The 16,068-nt window shown below is 75.7% G+C and carries 20 protein-coding genes; 13 read left to right on the top strand and 7 right to left on the bottom strand.

What is annotated here, in order from left to right; translation table 11 throughout:
- Nucleotides 1-227 precede the first annotated feature (227 nt).
- Entirely contained in the window at nucleotides 228-1,115 is an 888-nt protein-coding gene (locus tag ACI79G_RS05045) for a hypothetical protein (protein ID WP_456880052.1), read from the bottom strand.
- Nucleotides 1,116-1,238: 123 nt separating this feature from the next.
- On the opposite strand from ACI79G_RS05045, the gene ACI79G_RS05040 reads away from it, so the two are divergent.
- Nucleotides 1,239-1,463: a hypothetical protein gene (locus ACI79G_RS05040; protein WP_456880051.1), complete on the top strand. Its 225-nt coding sequence runs from the start codon at nucleotides 1,239-1,241 to the stop codon at nucleotides 1,461-1,463.
- 288 nt (nucleotides 1,464-1,751) lie between these two features.
- Here ACI79G_RS05040 and ACI79G_RS05035 read toward each other — a convergent pair whose 3' ends face one another.
- Nucleotides 1,752-2,075 (bottom strand): hypothetical protein, encoded by a 324-nt coding sequence (locus tag ACI79G_RS05035; RefSeq protein WP_456880050.1) that lies wholly within the window; start codon nucleotides 2,073-2,075, stop codon nucleotides 1,752-1,754.
- A 93-nt stretch (nucleotides 2,076-2,168) separates the two neighbouring features.
- On the opposite strand from ACI79G_RS05035, the gene ilvA reads away from it, so the two are divergent.
- The 4 genes from ilvA to ACI79G_RS05015 all read left to right on the top strand — a co-directional run bounded on the left by ilvA (nucleotide 2,169) and on the right by ACI79G_RS05015 (nucleotide 5,299).
- Nucleotides 2,169-3,452, top strand: coding sequence for a threonine ammonia-lyase IlvA (gene ilvA, locus ACI79G_RS05030; RefSeq protein ID WP_456880049.1), 1,284 nt, complete (start codon nucleotides 2,169-2,171; stop codon nucleotides 3,450-3,452).
- Nucleotides 3,453-3,462: 10 nt separating this feature from the next.
- Entirely contained in the window at nucleotides 3,463-3,936 is a 474-nt protein-coding gene (locus ACI79G_RS05025) for an N-acetyltransferase family protein (protein ID WP_456880048.1), read from the top strand.
- 236 nt (nucleotides 3,937-4,172) lie between these two features.
- Nucleotides 4,173-4,727, top strand: coding sequence for a hypothetical protein (locus tag ACI79G_RS05020; RefSeq protein WP_456880047.1), 555 nt, complete (start codon nucleotides 4,173-4,175; stop codon nucleotides 4,725-4,727).
- A gap of 143 nt (nucleotides 4,728-4,870) precedes the next feature.
- A complete protein-coding gene (locus ACI79G_RS05015; protein WP_456880046.1) occupies nucleotides 4,871-5,299 on the top strand; it encodes a hypothetical protein in 429 nt (142 codons plus the stop codon).
- 72 nt (nucleotides 5,300-5,371) lie between these two features.
- Here the strand turns inward: ACI79G_RS05015 and ACI79G_RS05010 are convergent, their stop codons facing one another.
- Nucleotides 5,372-5,662: a DUF1540 domain-containing protein gene (locus tag ACI79G_RS05010; protein ID WP_456880045.1), complete on the bottom strand. Its 291-nt coding sequence runs from the start codon at nucleotides 5,660-5,662 to the stop codon at nucleotides 5,372-5,374.
- A 159-nt stretch (nucleotides 5,663-5,821) separates the two neighbouring features.
- Here ACI79G_RS05010 and ACI79G_RS05005 point away from each other — a divergent pair, with 159 nt between their 5' ends.
- The 4 genes from ACI79G_RS05005 (at nucleotide 5,822) to ACI79G_RS04990 (ending at nucleotide 7,562) form a co-directional block, all read left to right on the top strand.
- Nucleotides 5,822-6,415 carry an AAA family ATPase gene (locus ACI79G_RS05005; RefSeq protein WP_456880044.1) on the top strand — a complete coding sequence of 198 codons (594 nt, stop codon included), beginning with the start codon at nucleotides 5,822-5,824 and terminating at the stop codon, nucleotides 6,413-6,415.
- Nucleotides 6,416-6,485: 70 nt separating this feature from the next.
- Nucleotides 6,486-6,872, top strand: a complete 387-nt coding sequence (locus ACI79G_RS05000; RefSeq protein WP_456880043.1) for a DUF1622 domain-containing protein — start codon at nucleotides 6,486-6,488, stop codon at nucleotides 6,870-6,872.
- Nucleotides 6,869-7,201 carry a hypothetical protein gene (locus ACI79G_RS04995; protein WP_456880042.1) on the top strand — a complete coding sequence of 111 codons (333 nt, stop codon included), beginning with the start codon at nucleotides 6,869-6,871 and terminating at the stop codon, nucleotides 7,199-7,201. The genes ACI79G_RS05000 and ACI79G_RS04995 overlap by 4 nt, the downstream gene beginning before the upstream one ends.
- Nucleotides 7,202-7,334: 133 nt before the next feature.
- On the top strand, nucleotides 7,335-7,562 hold the full coding sequence (locus tag ACI79G_RS04990; RefSeq protein ID WP_456880041.1) for a hypothetical protein: 228 nt from the start codon (nucleotides 7,335-7,337) through the stop codon (nucleotides 7,560-7,562).
- Nucleotides 7,563-7,571: 9 nt separating this feature from the next.
- Here the strand turns inward: ACI79G_RS04990 and ACI79G_RS04985 are convergent, their stop codons facing one another.
- The 3 genes from ACI79G_RS04985 to ACI79G_RS04975 are packed head-to-tail and all read right to left on the bottom strand — an operon-like array spanning nucleotide 7,572 to nucleotide 10,230.
- Complete coding sequence (locus ACI79G_RS04985; RefSeq protein ID WP_456880040.1) at nucleotides 7,572-8,228, bottom strand: TVP38/TMEM64 family protein; 657 nt, start codon at nucleotides 8,226-8,228, stop codon at nucleotides 7,572-7,574.
- Nucleotides 8,225-8,782: a hypothetical protein gene (locus ACI79G_RS04980; protein WP_456880039.1), complete on the bottom strand. Its 558-nt coding sequence runs from the start codon at nucleotides 8,780-8,782 to the stop codon at nucleotides 8,225-8,227. The genes ACI79G_RS04985 and ACI79G_RS04980 overlap by 4 nt, the downstream gene beginning before the upstream one ends.
- Nucleotides 8,779-10,230, bottom strand: a complete 1,452-nt coding sequence (locus ACI79G_RS04975; protein WP_456880038.1) for a PQQ-dependent sugar dehydrogenase — start codon at nucleotides 10,228-10,230, stop codon at nucleotides 8,779-8,781. The genes ACI79G_RS04980 and ACI79G_RS04975 overlap by 4 nt, the downstream gene beginning before the upstream one ends.
- 188 nt (nucleotides 10,231-10,418) lie before the next feature.
- Here ACI79G_RS04975 and ACI79G_RS04970 point away from each other — a divergent pair, with 188 nt between their 5' ends.
- A complete protein-coding gene (locus ACI79G_RS04970) occupies nucleotides 10,419-11,240 on the top strand; it encodes a sulfurtransferase (RefSeq protein ID WP_456880037.1) in 822 nt (273 codons plus the stop codon).
- Between the two features lie 10 nt (nucleotides 11,241-11,250).
- Here the strand turns inward: ACI79G_RS04970 and ACI79G_RS04965 are convergent, their stop codons facing one another.
- Complete coding sequence (locus ACI79G_RS04965; RefSeq protein ID WP_456880036.1) at nucleotides 11,251-13,116, bottom strand: putative bifunctional diguanylate cyclase/phosphodiesterase; 1,866 nt, start codon at nucleotides 13,114-13,116, stop codon at nucleotides 11,251-11,253.
- 194 nt (nucleotides 13,117-13,310) lie between these two features.
- On the opposite strand from ACI79G_RS04965, the gene ACI79G_RS04960 reads away from it, so the two are divergent.
- The 3 genes from ACI79G_RS04960 (at nucleotide 13,311) to ACI79G_RS04950 (ending at nucleotide 16,063) form a co-directional block, all read left to right on the top strand.
- Nucleotides 13,311-14,459, top strand: a complete 1,149-nt coding sequence (locus ACI79G_RS04960) for a zinc-dependent alcohol dehydrogenase (RefSeq protein ID WP_456880035.1) — start codon at nucleotides 13,311-13,313, stop codon at nucleotides 14,457-14,459.
- A 13-nt stretch (nucleotides 14,460-14,472) separates the two neighbouring features.
- Nucleotides 14,473-15,063 (top strand): hypothetical protein, encoded by a 591-nt coding sequence (locus tag ACI79G_RS04955; protein ID WP_456880034.1) that lies wholly within the window; start codon nucleotides 14,473-14,475, stop codon nucleotides 15,061-15,063.
- Nucleotides 15,064-15,175: 112 nt separating this feature from the next.
- Nucleotides 15,176-16,063 (top strand): glycerophosphodiester phosphodiesterase, encoded by an 888-nt coding sequence (locus ACI79G_RS04950; protein ID WP_456880033.1) that lies wholly within the window; start codon nucleotides 15,176-15,178, stop codon nucleotides 16,061-16,063.
- The last annotated feature ends 5 nt before the right edge of the window (nucleotides 16,064-16,068 follow it).

The following is a 16,068-nucleotide window of genomic DNA, read 5'->3' as shown; positions in this document are numbered from 1 at the left end:
GGGGGGGGGGCCCCCGGCCCCCCCCCCCCCCCCCCCCCCCCCCCCCCCCGGCCCCCCCCCCCCGCCCCCCCCCACCCTGCTCGACTCCCGGACGACCGGGCCGCGGCGAGCGATCCGCCGCTCACCCCGTGCCCTCCTGGGACTCTGCCAGGAACGATCCCCCGGCGCGGCGGCGCGGTCGATGCCGTTCCGGATGGGAGCGCGGGACGGGGCCCGGCCGCGGCGGGTCAGGTGCGCTCGCGCCGGCGCTCGATCGCCTCGAGCACCGTCTTGCGGCCCTTGCCCAGCTCGCGCTCGGCCCGCTCGGCGCGGTCGAGTTGGGAGTCGCCGCTCATCGCCGACACCCGCTTGCGGGCCTCGGCGGCGTCGACGTCGAGCAGCTCGGCGGCCTTCCGGGCCTCCTTGGCCGCGTCGGTGTTGGCCACGTGCTGCTCGTCGCCCTCCTGCTTGCGCCGGTCGGTGGCCGCCTTCTCGTCGTCGGTGAGCAGCTGCCAGGCGGCGTCGGGCAGGTAGCGCCGGGTCCCGTCGGCGCCGCGGGCGCGGTCGCCGCCGTCCGCGGTGTGCCACTCCTGGTCGGTCCACTCCCGCAGGTGCTCCTGCGACTCCGTGCGCTCGCCCTCGTGCCGGTAGCCGCCGCCGTGCGCCTCGTACTCGTGCGTGAGCAGCTGGCTCTTGCGGGCGCTCCACTGCCCGGGCTGCCCGCCGCGGTCGCCCGCCTTGATCTCCTCCTTGAGCCGCGCGCGCAGCTCCGGGTCCGTGTAGTCCGCCGCGTAGTCCTCCGCCGACTTCCCGCTCATGGCCGCCGGGGTACCCGCGGTGTAGCCACTCCACCCACGCCGGTCGGGACGCTCGGCCGGCCGGCGTCCCCGCCGACGCGGGCGCGCGGCCTGCGCCCAGCGGCGCGGGCTGACGCTCGTCCAGCGCCGGGAGGCGGGCACGGAACTCGAGGCCTCCGAGTAGCCGATGCGCTCGGCGACCTGCTCGACGACGGCGCGCAAGTCCGTCCCCTCCTCGTCGAGGGGCCGGCGCAGCGTCCGCACGCTCGTGTGCAGCGCGGCGGCGACCTGTTGCTGGCCGGGCATCCGCCGCGGGTCCCGCCGCAGCAGGTCGCGCACCCGCCGCTCGTGCCGCGGCGTGGGTCGTCGAAGAACAGCGCGAGCTCGCCGTCGCCCTCGTGCGCGCTGATGCGCGTCAGGGCGTAGGTGAGGGCCAGAAGTGCATGGCAACCGGCCGCCGTCGTGGCCCACCGGCTGACCGCCGACGGCACCCCGCTGGTCGGGCAGTTCCTCGTCCACCCCGCGGTCGACGCCGAGGGCGAGTACCCCTCCCGCGTGGGGAACGCCAAGGCCTACTTCCTCGAGGAGGACACCATGACTGGTTCCACGGCCACCACGCCGGAGCCTGGGAGGACGCCGAGGACGCCGAGGACGCCCGGTCGTCCCCGCTGCGCGGCGCCGACCTGAGCGCCCTGCCCCGGCGGTCGTCGTCACGGCGGAGTACGACCTGCTGCGCGACGAGGGCGAGGCCCGCGGGCAGCGCTGCAGGTCGCCGGTGTCCGCGCCGACGTGCAGCGCTGCGACGGCATGATCCACGGCTTCGACATCGGCCCGGTCTCCCGGCCGCGCAGGCCGCCATCGACGAGAGCTCCGCGCTTCGGGGAGCTGATCCGGGGCTGGGGAACCCGGGGTCCGGCCGTGCCCGGCCTCGACATCGACGTCCTGAGAGGTCGACGTCCTGGGGCAACCGCGGGGTCAGCCGGTGCGGGCGCCGGGCTCCCGGCCGGTGAGCACCCGGGTGACCGCGGGGGAGGGGCGCAGCTCCACGGGACGGCCGGCCAGCTCGGCGGCCTCGACGTGGTCGAGCAGCAGCTCCGCGCCGGGCTCGGACAGCGCGGTCACCGACCGGGCGTCGATGCGGTCGACGCGTGCCGGCTCGCGGCCGTAGCGGCGCCAGAACGCGTCGACGGCGGCGGCGTCGACCGCGCCGGCCAGGCAGAGCAGCCGCCCGCCGGTGGTGTTCAGCAGGCGGACGACGCCGCGCCTGCTCAGCGGGCTGTCGGGGGCCTCCGGGCTCACCTCCCCAGTGTGCGGCCGTCGTGTCCGCCGGGCCGGTCGAGCGCGGTCCCGGCCGGTCGGGGTCCGCGCGGTCCGGACGGGGAGGATGGGAGCGTGGAGAACCTCCTCGACGTCGCAGACCCCTGGACGGCGCAGCGCCTCGGCGCCGAGATTGAGGCGGCCGCCCGCCGGCTGGCCGGGGTGGTGGAGCGGACGCCGCTGCAGCGCAACGCGCGGCTGTCGCAGGCGACCGGGGCCGACGTCTGGCTCAAGCGCGAGGACCTGCAGGTCGGCCGGTCCTACAAGATCCGCGGCGCCTACAACACGATCAGCCAGCTGGACGCCGGTCGGCAGGCCGCCGGGGTCGTGTGCGCCAGCGCCGGCAACCACGGGCAGGGCGTCGCCTACGCCTGCCGGGCGCTGGGGGTGCGCGGCTCGGTCGTCGTCCCGGGGACGACGCCGCGGCAGAAGCGCGACCGCATCGCCGCGCTCGGCGGGGAGATGGTCGACCTGGTCGTCACCGGCGACACCTACGACGAGGCCGCGGCCGCCGCGCTGGCGCACGCGCGGGACACCGGCGCGACGTTGGTGCCCGCCTTCGACGCCGTCCCCACCGTGGTCGGGCAGGGGACCGTCGCCCTCGAGCTCCTCGAGCAGCTGCCCGCCCCGCCGGACGTCGTCGTCCTCCCCGTCGGCGGCGGTGGCCTGCTGGCCGGCTGCGCCACGTGGCTGCGGCAGCACAGCCCCGGCACCCGCATCATCGGCGTCGAGCCGGCCGGGGCGGCGAGCATGGCCGCGGCGCTGGCGGCCGGGGAGCCGGTGGAGCTGCCGGCCCTGGACACGTTCGTCGACGGCGCCGCCGTCCGCCGGGTCGGCGAGGTGACGTTCCCGCTGGTGCGGAACTCCGGTGCGGAGCTGGTCGCGGTGCCCGAGGGCCAGATCTGCACCGAGATGCTCGACCTCTACCAGGTGGACGGCGTCATCGCCGAGCCCGCCGGGGCGCTGGCGACCGCCGCGCTGACCGGCGGGCTGGTGCCGGTGGAGCCGGGGCAGACGGTGGTCTGCCTGCTGTCGGGCGGCAACAACGACGTCAGCCGCTACGGCGAGGTGGTGGAGCGCTCGCTGGTGCACCGCGGCCTCAAGCACTACTTCCTCATCGAGTTCCCGCAGGAGCCCGGCGCGCTGCGGCGCTTCCTCGACGAGGTGCTCGGTCCGGACGACGACATCGTGCTGTTCGAGTACGTCAAGCGCGACAACCGGGAGACCGGCGCCGCGCTCACCGGCATCGAGCTCGGCAGCGCGGCGGACTTCCCGGTGCTGCTGGCCCGGATCGAGGCCAGCCCGCTGCGCATCCAGCACGTCGCCCCCGGGACGACGGCCTACCGCTTCCTCGTGTGACGTGCGCGGGGTGACCACCCGGCTGCTGACCGTGGGCGACCGCGAGCTGCTGCGGACGGCGACCCTGGCGAACGTGAACTGGTCGGGGGAGCAGCGGTTCACGCACCGCGACGTCGACGAGCGGCCCGACCTCCGCCACTACACCCTGTTCCGGCCCGAGCGCGGGGACCTCGGGTTCGTGGCCGAGACCCGGGACGTGGTGGTGGGCGCGGTCTGGGCGCTGTTCCTCGACAGCGACGACCCCGGCTACGGGTTCGTGGCGGACGGCGTCCCGGAGCTCAGCCTCTGCGTCTGGTCGGGGTACCGCGGCCAGGGGATCGGAGGCGAGCTGCTGCGGCGGGCACTCACCGAGGCGCGCCGGCGGGGGATCGGCCGGGTGGGCCTCAGCGTCGAGGCCGGGAACCCGTCGGTGCGCCTGTACCGGTCGGCCGGCTTCGCGCCGGTGCCGGGCGCGGCCGAGGGGACCATGGCCGTCGATCTCTGACCCGGCGGCTCAGCTGCAGTCGATCCGCGCGGCCAGGGCGTGCAGCCGGGTGCCGATCACCGGGTCCAGCGAGGTGGCCCGTGCCACCGGGCCCAGCACGGGCTCGGGGGGTGGTGCGCGGGGGTGGGGTGCAGGGTCCCAGCGAGGCCACGGGCCGTTGCCAGCTCCGTCACAGGTTCGCGCGACACCATCTCCTCGACGGCTGGACACACCGGCCGCTGACCGAGGAGACCACCGTGCGCAAGAAGTTGGTCGTCGCCGCCGCAGCAGGCGCCCTGACGCTGACCGGACTGGCCGTGGCCGTTCCCGCCGTCGCGGCCACCGATGAGACGGGCGACACGTCGACGTCCGTCGTGGACCGGATCAAGGACGCCCTCTCCGGCCTGGTCCAGGACGGGTCGATCAGCCAGGAGCAGGCCGACGAGGTGGCCACCACGCTCGGCGATGCCGACCTCGGGTGGCACGGCCACCACGGCGGCTGGTTCGGCCTCGACACCGCCGCCGAGGCGCTGGGCATGACCGCGGACGAGCTGCGGACCGCGCTGGAGGCCGACGGCGCCACGCTCGGGAAGGTCGCCGAGGAGAAGGGCGTCGCGGTGGACACGCTCGTCGACGAGCTGGTGCAGGCCAAGCAGGAGCGCATCGCGCAGGCCGTCGAGAGCGGGATGCCCCAGGACGTGGCCGACGAGCGGCTGGCCGACCTGGAGCAGCAGGTCACCGAGTGGGTCAACTCGACCCACGAGGACATGCCGGGGCGCGGCTGGTGGGGCCCCCGCGACGCCGACGACTGACACCGGCACAGCAGAGCGGCGCCGTCCCCCCGTGGGGCGGCGCCGCTCCGCTGCCCCGCGGGGGTGGACGGCAGCGCGGAGCGGAGGTTAGCCTGGCCTTACCGCGTCCGGACGGGCCGGAGCACGAGGCGAGGGAGATCCGCGTGGGGCTGCGACTGCCGGTCGGCGACGTGACCGTGCTGCTGGGCCCGGCGGCTGCCCGCCGTCAGGTGATGGCCGCGCTCGACGACGACAGCGGCCGCTGCGCCTCCGGGCACTCCGCCGTCCGCGTGCAGCGCCTCGCGGCAGCCGCGCACGACGACGTCGACCGGCGCATCGAGGCGATCGAGGCCGTGCGCGAGGCCGGGGCGACGATCGTGCTCGTCGACCGGCTCACCGAGGGGCTGGCCGCGCCGGACCGCCGCGCAGTCCTCACGGCGCTGCGCCCGGTGGCCACCGGTGGCCGGGCGGTCCTGGTGGACGACGACGACCCGGTCGCCGCGCTGGCGGTGGCCGACGGCGCGCTGCGCGCCGACCCGGCCGGCGGGTTGTCGACCGAGTCGCTCGGGGACCTGGACTACCTGGCCTCGTAGCCGAAGGACCCCGCTGCCCCCCACTGCTCGCAGGCTCGCAGCGGGACCCTGCAGCGGGGCCGTTCCATCAGGTCACCTGGCCTCGTATGTCAAGCAGTCCGCAGCGTCGGTGCTCGGCCCGACCTGCACACCGGGGGCGTGGCACTCGAGCTTGTCGTTGTGCACGCAGTCCGAGCGGTGGCAGGCGCCGACCAGCCCGTTGCGGTCCAGCCCGCCGCGGAAGCTGATCTCCACGAACGTGCCGCAGTGGGCGTGGTCGCCCCCCACGGTGATCGCGCCCGCGTGGCAGCTGTGCTCGGCGTTGTACGAACAGCTGTCGACGGTGCAGTTCTGGACCTGGGGCATGTCCTGGAGAGAGGTCATGGTCAAGGTTGGCACGTCCCCCGGGGGCCCGCCAGCAAACTGAGGCTTGCCTACGTGCAGGTCACGGCCCTGGTCTCACAGCGGTCTCACAGCTGCTCCACCCCCGTCGCCGAGCTCCGGCGGGGACCATGGCGGGAGATCAGGAGGAGGTGGCCGCACGTGAGCGTGCAGACCGGACCTGCCCCCACCGCGGCCTTCGGGCACGGGGGGCCGCACGGCGTCCTGGTGGTCGTCGGCGGGCTCCCGGGGAGCGGCAAGACGACCCTGCTGCGCCGGCTCCTCGCCGACGGCGCGCCCGGGGTCGTCGGCCTGGACTCCGAGGACGTCGCCGCGCGGGTGCAGGCCGTCGCCGTCCGCGTCCCGTACCGGGTGGTCCGGCCGCTGGTGCACGCCTGGCACCGGGTGCGGGTGCTGCGCGTCGTCGCCGGGCCCGCGCCGGTCGTCGTCCTCACCGACCCCTGGACCCGGCCGTGGTGGCGGGCCGCCGTCCTGCGGACCGCGTGGCGGGCCGGACGTTCCGTGCGGCTGGTGCTGCTCGACGCGTCGCGGGAGCTGGCCGAGAGCGGGCAGGCCGCCCGCGGGCGCGGGATCCCGGCGCGGTCGATGCGCCGGCACGCCGCCCGTTGGGGTGCCCTGCTGCGGGACGTCGCCGGCCCGGACCGTGGTGCCGGGCTGGACGCGGTGACCGTCGTCGACCGGGTGCGGGCCGGCCGCCTGACGCTGGCCGACCTGCTGGGCCGGTCGGCGGCCTGAGGCGGCGGGGCCCAGCGGGGGACCCGGCCGGGTCGGGTGGTTCCGGAACCCGGCTGGGTAGGGCGCGGCGGTGGAAGAACTCCTGGTGGACGCGCTCGGCGTCCTGGTCCCCGTGGTGGAGGCGTGCGGCGCCGCGGTGATCGTCGTCGGGGCCCTGTGGGCCTTCGTCCGGTTCGTCGTCGTGGGCCTGCGCGACCGGGACGCCGGCGCCTTCGTGCCCGTCCGGCTGACCCTCGGCCGCTTCCTGGCGCTGGGCCTGGAGTTCCAGCTCGCCAGCGACGTGCTGCGGACGGCGGTCGCGCCCACCTTCCGCGAGCTCGGCCAGCTGGCCGCGGTCGCCGCCATCCGGACGGCGTTGAACTACTTCCTGGCCCGGGAGATCAACGAGGAGCGCCGCCAGCTCGCCGAGGACCGGGCGCAGGACGGCACGACGACGCGGCCGGCGCGGCCGACGTGAGCGCGGCCGTCCAGAGCGCCGGCGCAACGCTGGCACTGCTGGTGACCGCGGCGGCCCTGGTCGCCGGGCTCGTCGCACTGGTGGCGACCCGCTCTCCCGCCGCGGCGCTGCCGGTGTTCCTCGACCTGCTCGTCGCGGCCGGGCTGCTGCGGCTGGTCGGGCAGCCGAGCTGGCCGGCGCTGGCCACCGCAGCCACGATCCTCGTGCTGCGCCGGCTGATCGGGTTCGGCCTGCGCACCGGCGGACGCACCTGGGCCGCCACCCGGCCGGACCGCCCGACCCGCCTGGCGGACCTGCGCCGGCTGGTGCGCCCGGCCTGGCGAGCCTGAGCCCATTCCGTCCGGCGCGGTCCCCTCACGCACGGCCAGGACGCGCGCGCGGCCGTTGACGGCCGGGGGCAACCCCGAGTTGATTCCTGACACCGGGTGTCGCACAGACGCCCCGGGCCAGGGGGAGCACGGTATGCCGGCGTGGACGGTGCAGGTCGCAGAGGACCACGACGAACGGGTGGAGGCCGAGATGCTGGCCACCGAGGCCGGAGCGCTCATCGCGTTCTCGGAGGAGGGGCTGGTGCTGCGCGCCTGGGCCCCCGGACAGTGGCGGACGGTGCGTCACCTCGAGGCAGCGGAGGCGTTCGGGGGCGGGGCGGGCAGCAGGGGCGACGTGCTGCACTGGGTGCCTCGGGTCTGAGGCAGCCCGTCACGCGTGCGGGGACCGGGCACCGCGCGAGCGCAGGTGTCCCGCGAGCGCGAGCACCGCGGCCAGCGCCATGACCAGGCCGAAGACGAGCACGCCGTCGACCGTGTCCACCGCGGCCGCCCCCGCCGCGGCGTAGAGCACCGCGGGCACCGCAGTCCCGACGGTGGCGGCGAGCAGAGCGGCCGGCCAGCGCAGCGGCGAGGTGCCGGCCAGGACGGCCACGGTCTCGGCGAGCACCGGGACCGGGCGCGTGACCACGATCGCCAGCGCGCCCCAGCGGGTCAGCAGCCGGTCGGCCCGCCGCCGCTGGGCCGGGGTGGTCACCCGCTCGACCAGCCCGCGTCCGCGCCGTCCCACGGCGAACCCCACGGCGGTCGCGCCCACGCCGCCGAGCAGGGAGAGCGCGGCCCCGGGCAGCAGACCGAAGAGCGCGCCGTGGGCCACCATCACCAGGCTGGCCGGGACCGGGACGGCGACGTCGGCCACCAGCAGGGCGACGCCGAGCACCGCGGCCAGCGCGCCCACGGCCCGCAGAGTGGGCAGCGGATCGGTGAGCAGCGGGACGCCGGCGGCCTCCACCACGGCGAACAGCAGCAGCGAGGTGCCCGCCAGGGCGGCGACCACCAGTCCGTAGCCGCGGGGGAGCACGGGCGTCACACGTCGCGGCGGTGCAGCACCGCGTCCGCGGCGAACTCCAGGAAGACCTCGCGCAGCAGCAGCTGGTGCGCGCTCTTCTCCGACACGACCCGGAAGGCGACGTCCACCGCCCGCGGCCGGCCCAGGGCCAGGCCGAGCTGCTCGGCGACGGCGAAGGCGCTCATCGAGTCGAGGTTGGACATGGTCAGCTGCCGCAGGTCCCGCCAGGCCGGGCCGCTGCCGCCGGCGAGCAGGCCCTGCACCTGGCCGGCCAGCTCCCGGCCGAGGCCGAGCACGGCCCCGGTCAGTGCGGTGAGCCGGTGCGGGGCGGCGGGGCGGACGTCCAGGCCGGCGGCGATCTCGTCGACCGCGGCCTCGTGCCGGCGCGCGGCGTCGTGCAGCTCGGTCAGCCAGGTCCGCACCTGGGGGTCGCCGACCAGCGGCACGGTCCGGCCGAGCAGCTGCCGGTAGCCGGTCTGCAACGAGGCCAGGGTGGCCAGCCAGGTCGCCGCGCGCTGCCGCTGGGTGGCGAGGGTGGCCTCGTCCAGCTCGACCAGCAGCGGTGTCCTCGTCACGACGCCTCCCCGGAGCCGTCGCGGACGACGCGCCACAGCACGCCGGTGTGCCCGTAGGACAGGTGCTTGCTCGGGTCGACGGTCGAGACGCCGAAGTCGAGGACGTACAGGCTGCCGTCGGGCGCGGCTCTGACGTCGACCGGCCGCTCGATGCCGCCGCTGCCGTGCGCCGACGCCGGTCCGGGGTGCCGGTTGGTCATGAACGGCTCGGCCGACCCGGTGGTCGGGTCGACGGCGACCACCCGGAAGCCGTGGTCGAGGTCCTCCGCCCGCGGGGAGTTCATCGGCGCGAGGGTGCCCCACTCGGCGACGAACAGCAGGCCGCGCATGCCGAAGGCGTCCGAGCGCGAGACGTCGAGGCCGCACAGCGCCGAGTGCGGCTGCTCCAGCCACACCGCCGGCCCCGCCCACTCCGGCAGCGGGTCGGCGATCAGCTGCTCGGCCGGGCGGCCGCGGGTGGGCCGGTGCGACTCGTGCCAGACCGGGTGGCCGTCGCCGCACAGGTCCGGGAAGCCGTACCAGGCCGGCGTCCCCACCTCGCCGTGCGGTGTCTGCGCCGCGTCGATGCGCCAGACCCGGTCGGGGTCGTTCGCGATCGCCCGGTCGCCGTTCTCCTCGTAGTCGTTGTCGGTGACGTACAGCTCGCCGTCCTCGGCGAAGACCCTGCCGTACGGGTTGCGCACCCCCCAGGCGAGCAACTCCATCCCGCTGCCGTCGGGGTGGGCGCGCCAGATGCCGCTGCTGCACTTGAGCCGGCCGTGCACCACCTCGCCGGGCTCGGCGGGGGTCCCGAAGGGCTTGAAGGCGCCGGTGGTCGCGTAGAAGGGGTAGGGCGCCGTCGGGTCGTGGGTGACGACGTTGTTACCGGTCAGCGTCACGTCCACGCCGGGGACGTCGTGGACGCGCTGGTGCCGGGCGAGGTCGACGACGTAGCCCTGCGGCAGGACGACGCCGTTCTGCGACACCGAGCCCTGGCCGAAGTACATGAGCCCGTCGGGGCCGAAGACCGGGCCGCCGGGCTCGTGCCAGCCGCCGTCGGGCAGCCCGTCGACGACGGTCGTCACGCGGCCGTCGGCCAGGTCGTACCGCACGATCCGCGACTGGTGGCCGCCCTTCGCGGAGACGTAGGCCGAGCCGTCGCGCAGCGCGATGTGCCGCGGACCGCCCAGCGGCTCCTCACCGAGGGCGTCCAGGGTGCCGTCGGGGCGCAGCCGCAGGATGCGGCCGGGCAGGTGCGGGCGGGTGGGCCAGGTGCTCCCGCCCTCCAGGACGTAGACGGTGCCCTCGTCGTCCACGCCCATCCCGCAGGGCATCGACAGCCCGGCGAGCACCACCTCGGCGCGGTAGCCGGCGGGCAGCAGGACGTCGGCCGGGTCCAGCCGCGGCCGGGCGGGGGTGGGCAGCTGCTGCAGGGCCTCCGGGGAGGCGGCCACGGTCGGCAGCGTCACGGGCGCTCCTGGGACGACGGCGCCGCGGCGTGCCTCTACGCGCGGACTGGTGCCGTGCCTCGGCCGCGGCCGGGGCAAACCCACGGCGGGGGCGGCGGCGGAGTGGCGCGGCACCGCGGCGGACCGCGGTCACCGATGGTGAGGCCCGCCCGACCGGTGCGCGTCGACGCGGTCGTAGGGTCGCCGCCGTGCTGCCTCCTGTCGTCGACGTCTCCTGGCTGCGTGAGCACCGCGACGAGGTCGTCCTGGCCGACGTCCGCTGGTACCTCGACGGCCGGTCCGGCCGGGCCGCCTACGACGCCGGTCACCTGCCGGGCGCGGTCTTCGTCGACCTGGACCGCTGGCTGGCCGCGCACGCCGGGCCCGACGCGGGGCGGCACCCGCTGCCGGAGCCGGAGGTCTTCGCCGAGGGCATGGCCGCGCTCGGCATCGGGGACGACGACCCCGTGGTGGCCTACGACGACGCCGGCGGGGTGGTCGCCGCCCGGCTGGTCTGGATGCTGCGGGTGACCGGGCACGACGCGGCCCTGCTCGACGGGGGTGCGGCGGCGTGGGACGGGCCGCTGGAGCGAGCCGTCCCGCAGCGGGCCCCGGCGGTGTTCACCGCACGCCCGTGGCCCGCGGAGCGGCTGGCCGGGGTCGACGACGCCCTCGACCCGGCCGCGGTGGTGCTCGACGCGCGCGATCCCGAGCGCTACCGCGGGGACCGGGAGCCGGTGGACCCGCGCGCCGGGCACGTGCCCGGCGCGGTCAACGTGCCGTGCCGGGCCAACCTCGACGCCGACGGCCGCTTCCTGCCGGTCGAGCAGCTGCGCGCGACCTTCGCCGCGGCCGGGGTCACCGCCGACAGCGACGTGGTGTCCTACTGCGGCTCCGGGGTGACCGCCTGCCACAACCTGCTCGCGCTGGAGCTGGCCGGCCTGCCGCAGGGGCGGCTCTACCCGGGTTCGTGGTCGCAGTACAGCGCCGACCCGGACCGGCCGGTCGCCGTCGGGGACCGTCCGTCCTGACCGGGGCCGGTCAGGACCGGGCCGCGAGCAGCGCCTCCGGACGGGTCAGCGGCACCTCCACGGAGGTGCTCGGGCCCTGGACGGCGGCCGGCTGGGGACGGCCGAAGAGGTAGCCCTGCGCGTGCGAGCAGGCCAGGCGGCCGAGGACGGCGTGCTGCTCCTCGGTCTCGACGCCCTCGGCGACCACCTCGAGCTCCAGGCTGCGGGCCAGCTCGATGATCGAGGCCACCAGGGTGGTCGACCGCCCACCGGAGCCCAGGTCCTGCACGAAGCTGCGGTCGATCTTCACGACGTCCGCGGGCAGGCGGCGCAGGTAGGACAGGCTCGAGTAGCCGGTGCCGAAGTCGTCGATGGCGATGCGGACGCCCAGGCCGCGCAGCGCCCGGAGGACGTCGACCACCGACTCCACGTCGTCGATGAGCACGCCCTCGGTCACTTCGAGGGTCAGCTGTCCCGCGGGCAGCCCGCTGCCGGCCAGCGCCGCGCGCACGGTGGCCACCACGTCGTCGTCGAGCAGCTGGCGCGGCGAGAGGTTGACCGCGACGTCGATCGGCCGGCCGGCCTCCCGCGACCACCGGGCCGCCTGCCCGGTCGCCTCGGTGAGCACCCAGCGGCCGATCTCGACGATGGCGCCGCTCTCCTCGGCCAGCGGGATGAACTCCATCGGGGGGACCAGCCCGCGGGTGGGGTGCTCCCAGCGCAGCAGCGCCTCGTAGCCGGTGGTCACGCCTCCACCCAGCTCGATGGTCGGCTGGTAGTGGACGACGAGCTGGCCCTCGGCGACGGCGGAGTCGAGGTCGGTGATCAGCTCGGCCTTGGTCTGGGCGGCCCGCTCCATGCCCTCCGCGTAGACGACCACGCGGTTCTTGCCGGAGGACTTGGCCAGGTACATCGCCAGGTCGGCGTTGCGCAGCAGCGTGCCCGCGGAGCGGTCCCCGGCGGAGGTGGAGTCGGCGACGCCGATGCTCACCCGCACGTGGATCGCCCGGCCGTCGACGACGACCGGGTCGGCCAGGGCGGCCAGCACGCGCTCGCCGACCTCCGCGGCCGTGCGCGCGGAGCCGGCGACCACGACGGCGAACTCGTCGCCGCCGAGCCGGGCCACCTGGTCGACCGAGCGCACGCAGCCCTCGATCCGCCGGCTGACCGTGGTCAGCAGCTGGTCGCCGACGGCGTGCCCGCGGGAGTCGTTGACGTCCTTGAAGTCGTCGAGGTCGAGGAACAGCACGCTCGTGGCGCCCGGGCGCCGGGCCAGCATCCGGGCGGTGGTCTCCAGCAGCAGGGTGCGGTTGGCCAGGCCCGTGAGCGGGTCGCGCAGCCCCTGCTGCTCGTTGAGCCGCCAGGCGGCGAGGTGGGCCAGGCTCGCGGCCAGCACGAAGGCGCCGTGCACGAGCGTCCACGTCCACGGCGAGTGCTGCGCGCTGGCGTGCCCGAACACCGAGTGCGGGAACAGCGTGCCGACGACGCCGTGGTGGGCGAGGACGACGGCCAGCGCCATCCCGAAGGGCACCCAGTTCTGGTACAGCGCCGCGAGGCCGACCATGACGAAGAAGTGGAAGTGCGCCTCGGTGAGACCCTCCATCAGGTAGACCAGGACCACCGAGGCGGTGAGCAGGGACGCCGTGGCCGCCGCCGAGCGCAGCCCGCGACCGGCCCCGGGCAGCACCGTGAACACCAGCGGGTAGACGACCGCCAGCGTGAGCAGCAGGGCGGTCAGCGGTGACCGGTCGAGCAGCAGCGCCATGACACCCAGGCCTCCCGCCTGCGCGGCGGCCACCCGGAGGACGGCCCGGTGACGCCGGCTCCACACCTCCTCGGGCAGGTGCCGCCCCTGGGGGAGGGCCGCGACGAGCCGCTCGTGCAGTGCGGTGACCATGCAGCTGTCCTCGGCCGGCAACCCGGGGTCCTCCAGCGCCGTCCGGCCGGCCTCACCCGTCCGGGGGAACCGGCGCCCGGGGTCCCGACTGGCCGCCGGCCGGCGGGTCGGTCAGGGTGCGGAGGAGGCCGGGACCGTTCCCGGCGGACGGGGAGCGGTCGCTCCGCCACCCGCGAGTGCGAGGAGGTCCTGCGATGCGGGCCATGGTGTACCGAGGTCCCTACAAGGTGCGGGTCGAGGAGAAGGACGTCCCCGCCGTCGAGCACCCGAACGACGCGATCGTGCGGGTCACGCTGGCCGCGATCTGCGGCTCGGACCTGCACCTCTACCACGGCCTCATGCCGGACACGCGGATCGGGCACACGTTCGGCCACGAGTTCATCGGGGTCGTGGAGCAGGTCGGGTCCTCGGTGCGGAACCTGCAGGTCGGCGACCGGGTGATGGTGCCCTTCAACATCTCCTGCGGATCGTGCTGGTTCTGCGCCCGCGAGCTGTACTCCAACTGCCACAACGTCAACCCGAACGCCACGGCGGTCGGCGGCATCTACGGCTACTCGCACACCACCGGCGGCTACGACGGCGGCCAGGCGCAGTACGTGCGCGTCCCGTTCGCCGACGTCGGTCCGGTGCGGATCCCCGACTGGATGCACGACGAGGACGCCGTCCTGCTGACCGACGCCGCCGCGACCGGGTACTTCGGCGCGCAGCTCGGGGAGATCGCGGAGGGTGACACGGTCGTCGTCCTCGGCGCCGGGCCGGTCGGCCTGATCGCCGCCCAGTCCTCGTGGTTGATGGGCGCGGGCCGGGTGATCGTCGTCGACCACCTGCAGGAGCGGCTCGAGAAGGCGCGGACCATGGCCCACGCCGAGACCCTCGACTACGACGAGCACGACGACGTGGTGGTCGAGCTGAAGAAGCAGACCGACTTCCTCGGTGCCGACGTGGTGATCGAGGCGGCGGGCGCGGAGGCCGACGGCAACCTCCTGCAGCAGGTGACCGGGACCAAGCTCAAGCTGCAGGGCGGCTCCCCGGTCGCGCTGAACTGGGCGATCGACGGGGCGCGCAAGGGCGGCACCATCTCGGTCGTCGGGGCCTACGGGCCGATCCCGAACGCGGTGAAGTTCGGCGACGCGCTCAACAAGGGGCTCACCCTGCGGATGAACCAGACGCCGGTGAAGCGGCAGTGGCCGCGGATGTTCGAGCACGTGCGCAACGGCCACCTGACGCCGCGGGCGATGGTCACCCACCGGTTCCCGCTGGAGCACATCGCCGAGGCCTACCACGTGTTCTCCGCGAAGCTCGACGGCTGCATCAAGCCGCTGGTCCTGCCCGACGCGGCCTGAGCGAGGAGGAACGATGACCGACCCGGAGATCCCGAGCGCCTACGTCCGGGACAAGCGACCGCCCCGCGAGACCCGTGAGCAGTTGCGGGCCCGGATCCCCGGCTGGGGGGTCGACCTCGACCCCGCCGACCGGCCGTCGCACCCCAGGCTGCACTACGCGCCGGACACCACCGGCGCGCACTGGGACTTCCCGGAGCGGCAGCCCGAGAGGGAGCCGCGGGAGCGGTCGATCGAGCACGCCTTCGTCACCCCGGTCTTCGGCACCGCCCAACCGCTGAGGGGGCTGTCCGGGGCGATCCGCAAGCTCGCCTACCGCCGCTTCAGCGAGGGCCGGCTGGCGCACTGGCTGCTGCTGATCGTCGGTGACCGGGTCGACGCCTGGGGCAGCCACCTGCGCTCGTTCGCCACGCTGCACCCGGACAACCCGGTGACCGAGACGGGCGTGGAGGCCGAGTTCACCCACGGCGGGCTGCGTTCGCGCCGCGGGCGGTCCGACGCCCGGCACCACGTCCTCGACCCGGTGGTCGTGGCCGGACCGTGGGTGGCCGGCGCCGCGGTGACGTACACCGGCGTCCGCCGGTTGGTGCGCGCACTCCGTCACTGACCGGAAGGCGCGGACGAATCGGTGCCGTTGCCCATCGACGCGCCCCGTCCGGGGCGGTGGAATGGGTGGGCACGGCCTGCGAGGCCTCGTCCCACACAGGGGGACACCGCTCATGACGCACATCGGGGTGCCGAGCCCCCGCAGCGGGCACGAGACGGTGCGCACCGTGTCCCCGCGCCCGACGCGCCGCGTGTTCGGCGCCGACCCGGCGGTCATCGGGCACCGGGGCCTGGGCTGCGGGGTCGTCCGCGGCCACCGGGAGAACACCCTGGGGTCGTTCACGGCGGCGGCCGCGCTGGGGGCGACCTGGGTGGAGGCCGACGTCCGGCGGACGGCGGACGACGTCCTGGTGGTGGGGCACGACGAGGTGTACCCGGACGGCACCCGCGTGGCCGACGTCAGCGCGGCGGAGGCCGACCGGCGCGGCACGCTCCGGCTGCACACGCTGCTGGAGCAGCTGCCCCTCGAGGTCGGGGTGGACGTGGACCTCAAGCCCGCGATGGACGACAGCCTGCGACCGCCGTCGCGCACCACCGCTGCCCTGCTCGCGCCCGTCGTGACCGCCGAGGCGCGTCGCCGCCCGCTGCTGGTCACGTCGTTCGACCCGACGGCGCTGCAGCGGCTGCGCAGCCAGGAGCCCTCGCTGCCGCTGGGTTGGCTCACCTGGCACCGCTTCCCCCTGGACGTCGCGGTGGCCGCCTGTGCGCACATGGACGTCGACGTCCTCGGGCTGCACGTGGGATCGCTCGCGGACCGTGGCTCGGAGGCGGTCGAACCGGCAACCGTCGCCGGGGCGCTGCCGTTCGTCCACGGCGCCGGTCGGCAGCTCGTGGTGTGGTGCCCCGCGCCGGCCTCGGCCGGTGTGCTGCTCGAGGCCGGCGCCGACGCCGTGGTGGTGGACGAGGTGCCGGGAGCCCTGGAACTCCTCGGACCTCAGCACGTCCGGGCGAGCGCCGGGTCGACGGTCGGCGCCGGGAGCTACCGGCTGCAGCTGCGCTGAGTGCA

This window comes from Geodermatophilus sp. SYSU D00779 (assembly GCF_054050595.1).
The sequence above is the reverse complement of the archived record's forward strand: the minus strand, read 5'-3'. Positions and strand labels throughout refer to the sequence as shown.

Excerpts from the sequence above, each read along its gene's own strand:
- ACI79G_RS04955 (WP_456880034.1), top strand. The coding sequence starts at position 14,473 with ATGACCGACCCGGAGATCCCGAGCGCCTACGTCCGGGACAAGCGACCG.
- ACI79G_RS04990 (WP_456880041.1), top strand. The coding sequence starts at position 7,335 with ATGCCGGCGTGGACGGTGCAGGTCGCAGAGGACCACGACGAACGGGTG.
- ACI79G_RS04960 (WP_456880035.1), top strand. The coding sequence starts at position 13,311 with ATGCGGGCCATGGTGTACCGAGGTCCCTACAAGGTGCGGGTCGAGGAG.
- ACI79G_RS04950 (WP_456880033.1), top strand. The coding sequence starts at position 15,176 with ATGACGCACATCGGGGTGCCGAGCCCCCGCAGCGGGCACGAGACGGTG.
- ACI79G_RS04965 (WP_456880036.1), bottom strand. The coding sequence starts at position 13,116 with ATGGTCACCGCACTGCACGAGCGGCTCGTCGCGGCCCTCCCCCAGGGG.
- ACI79G_RS05010 (WP_456880045.1), bottom strand. The coding sequence starts at position 5,662 with ATGACCTCTCTCCAGGACATGCCCCAGGTCCAGAACTGCACCGTCGAC.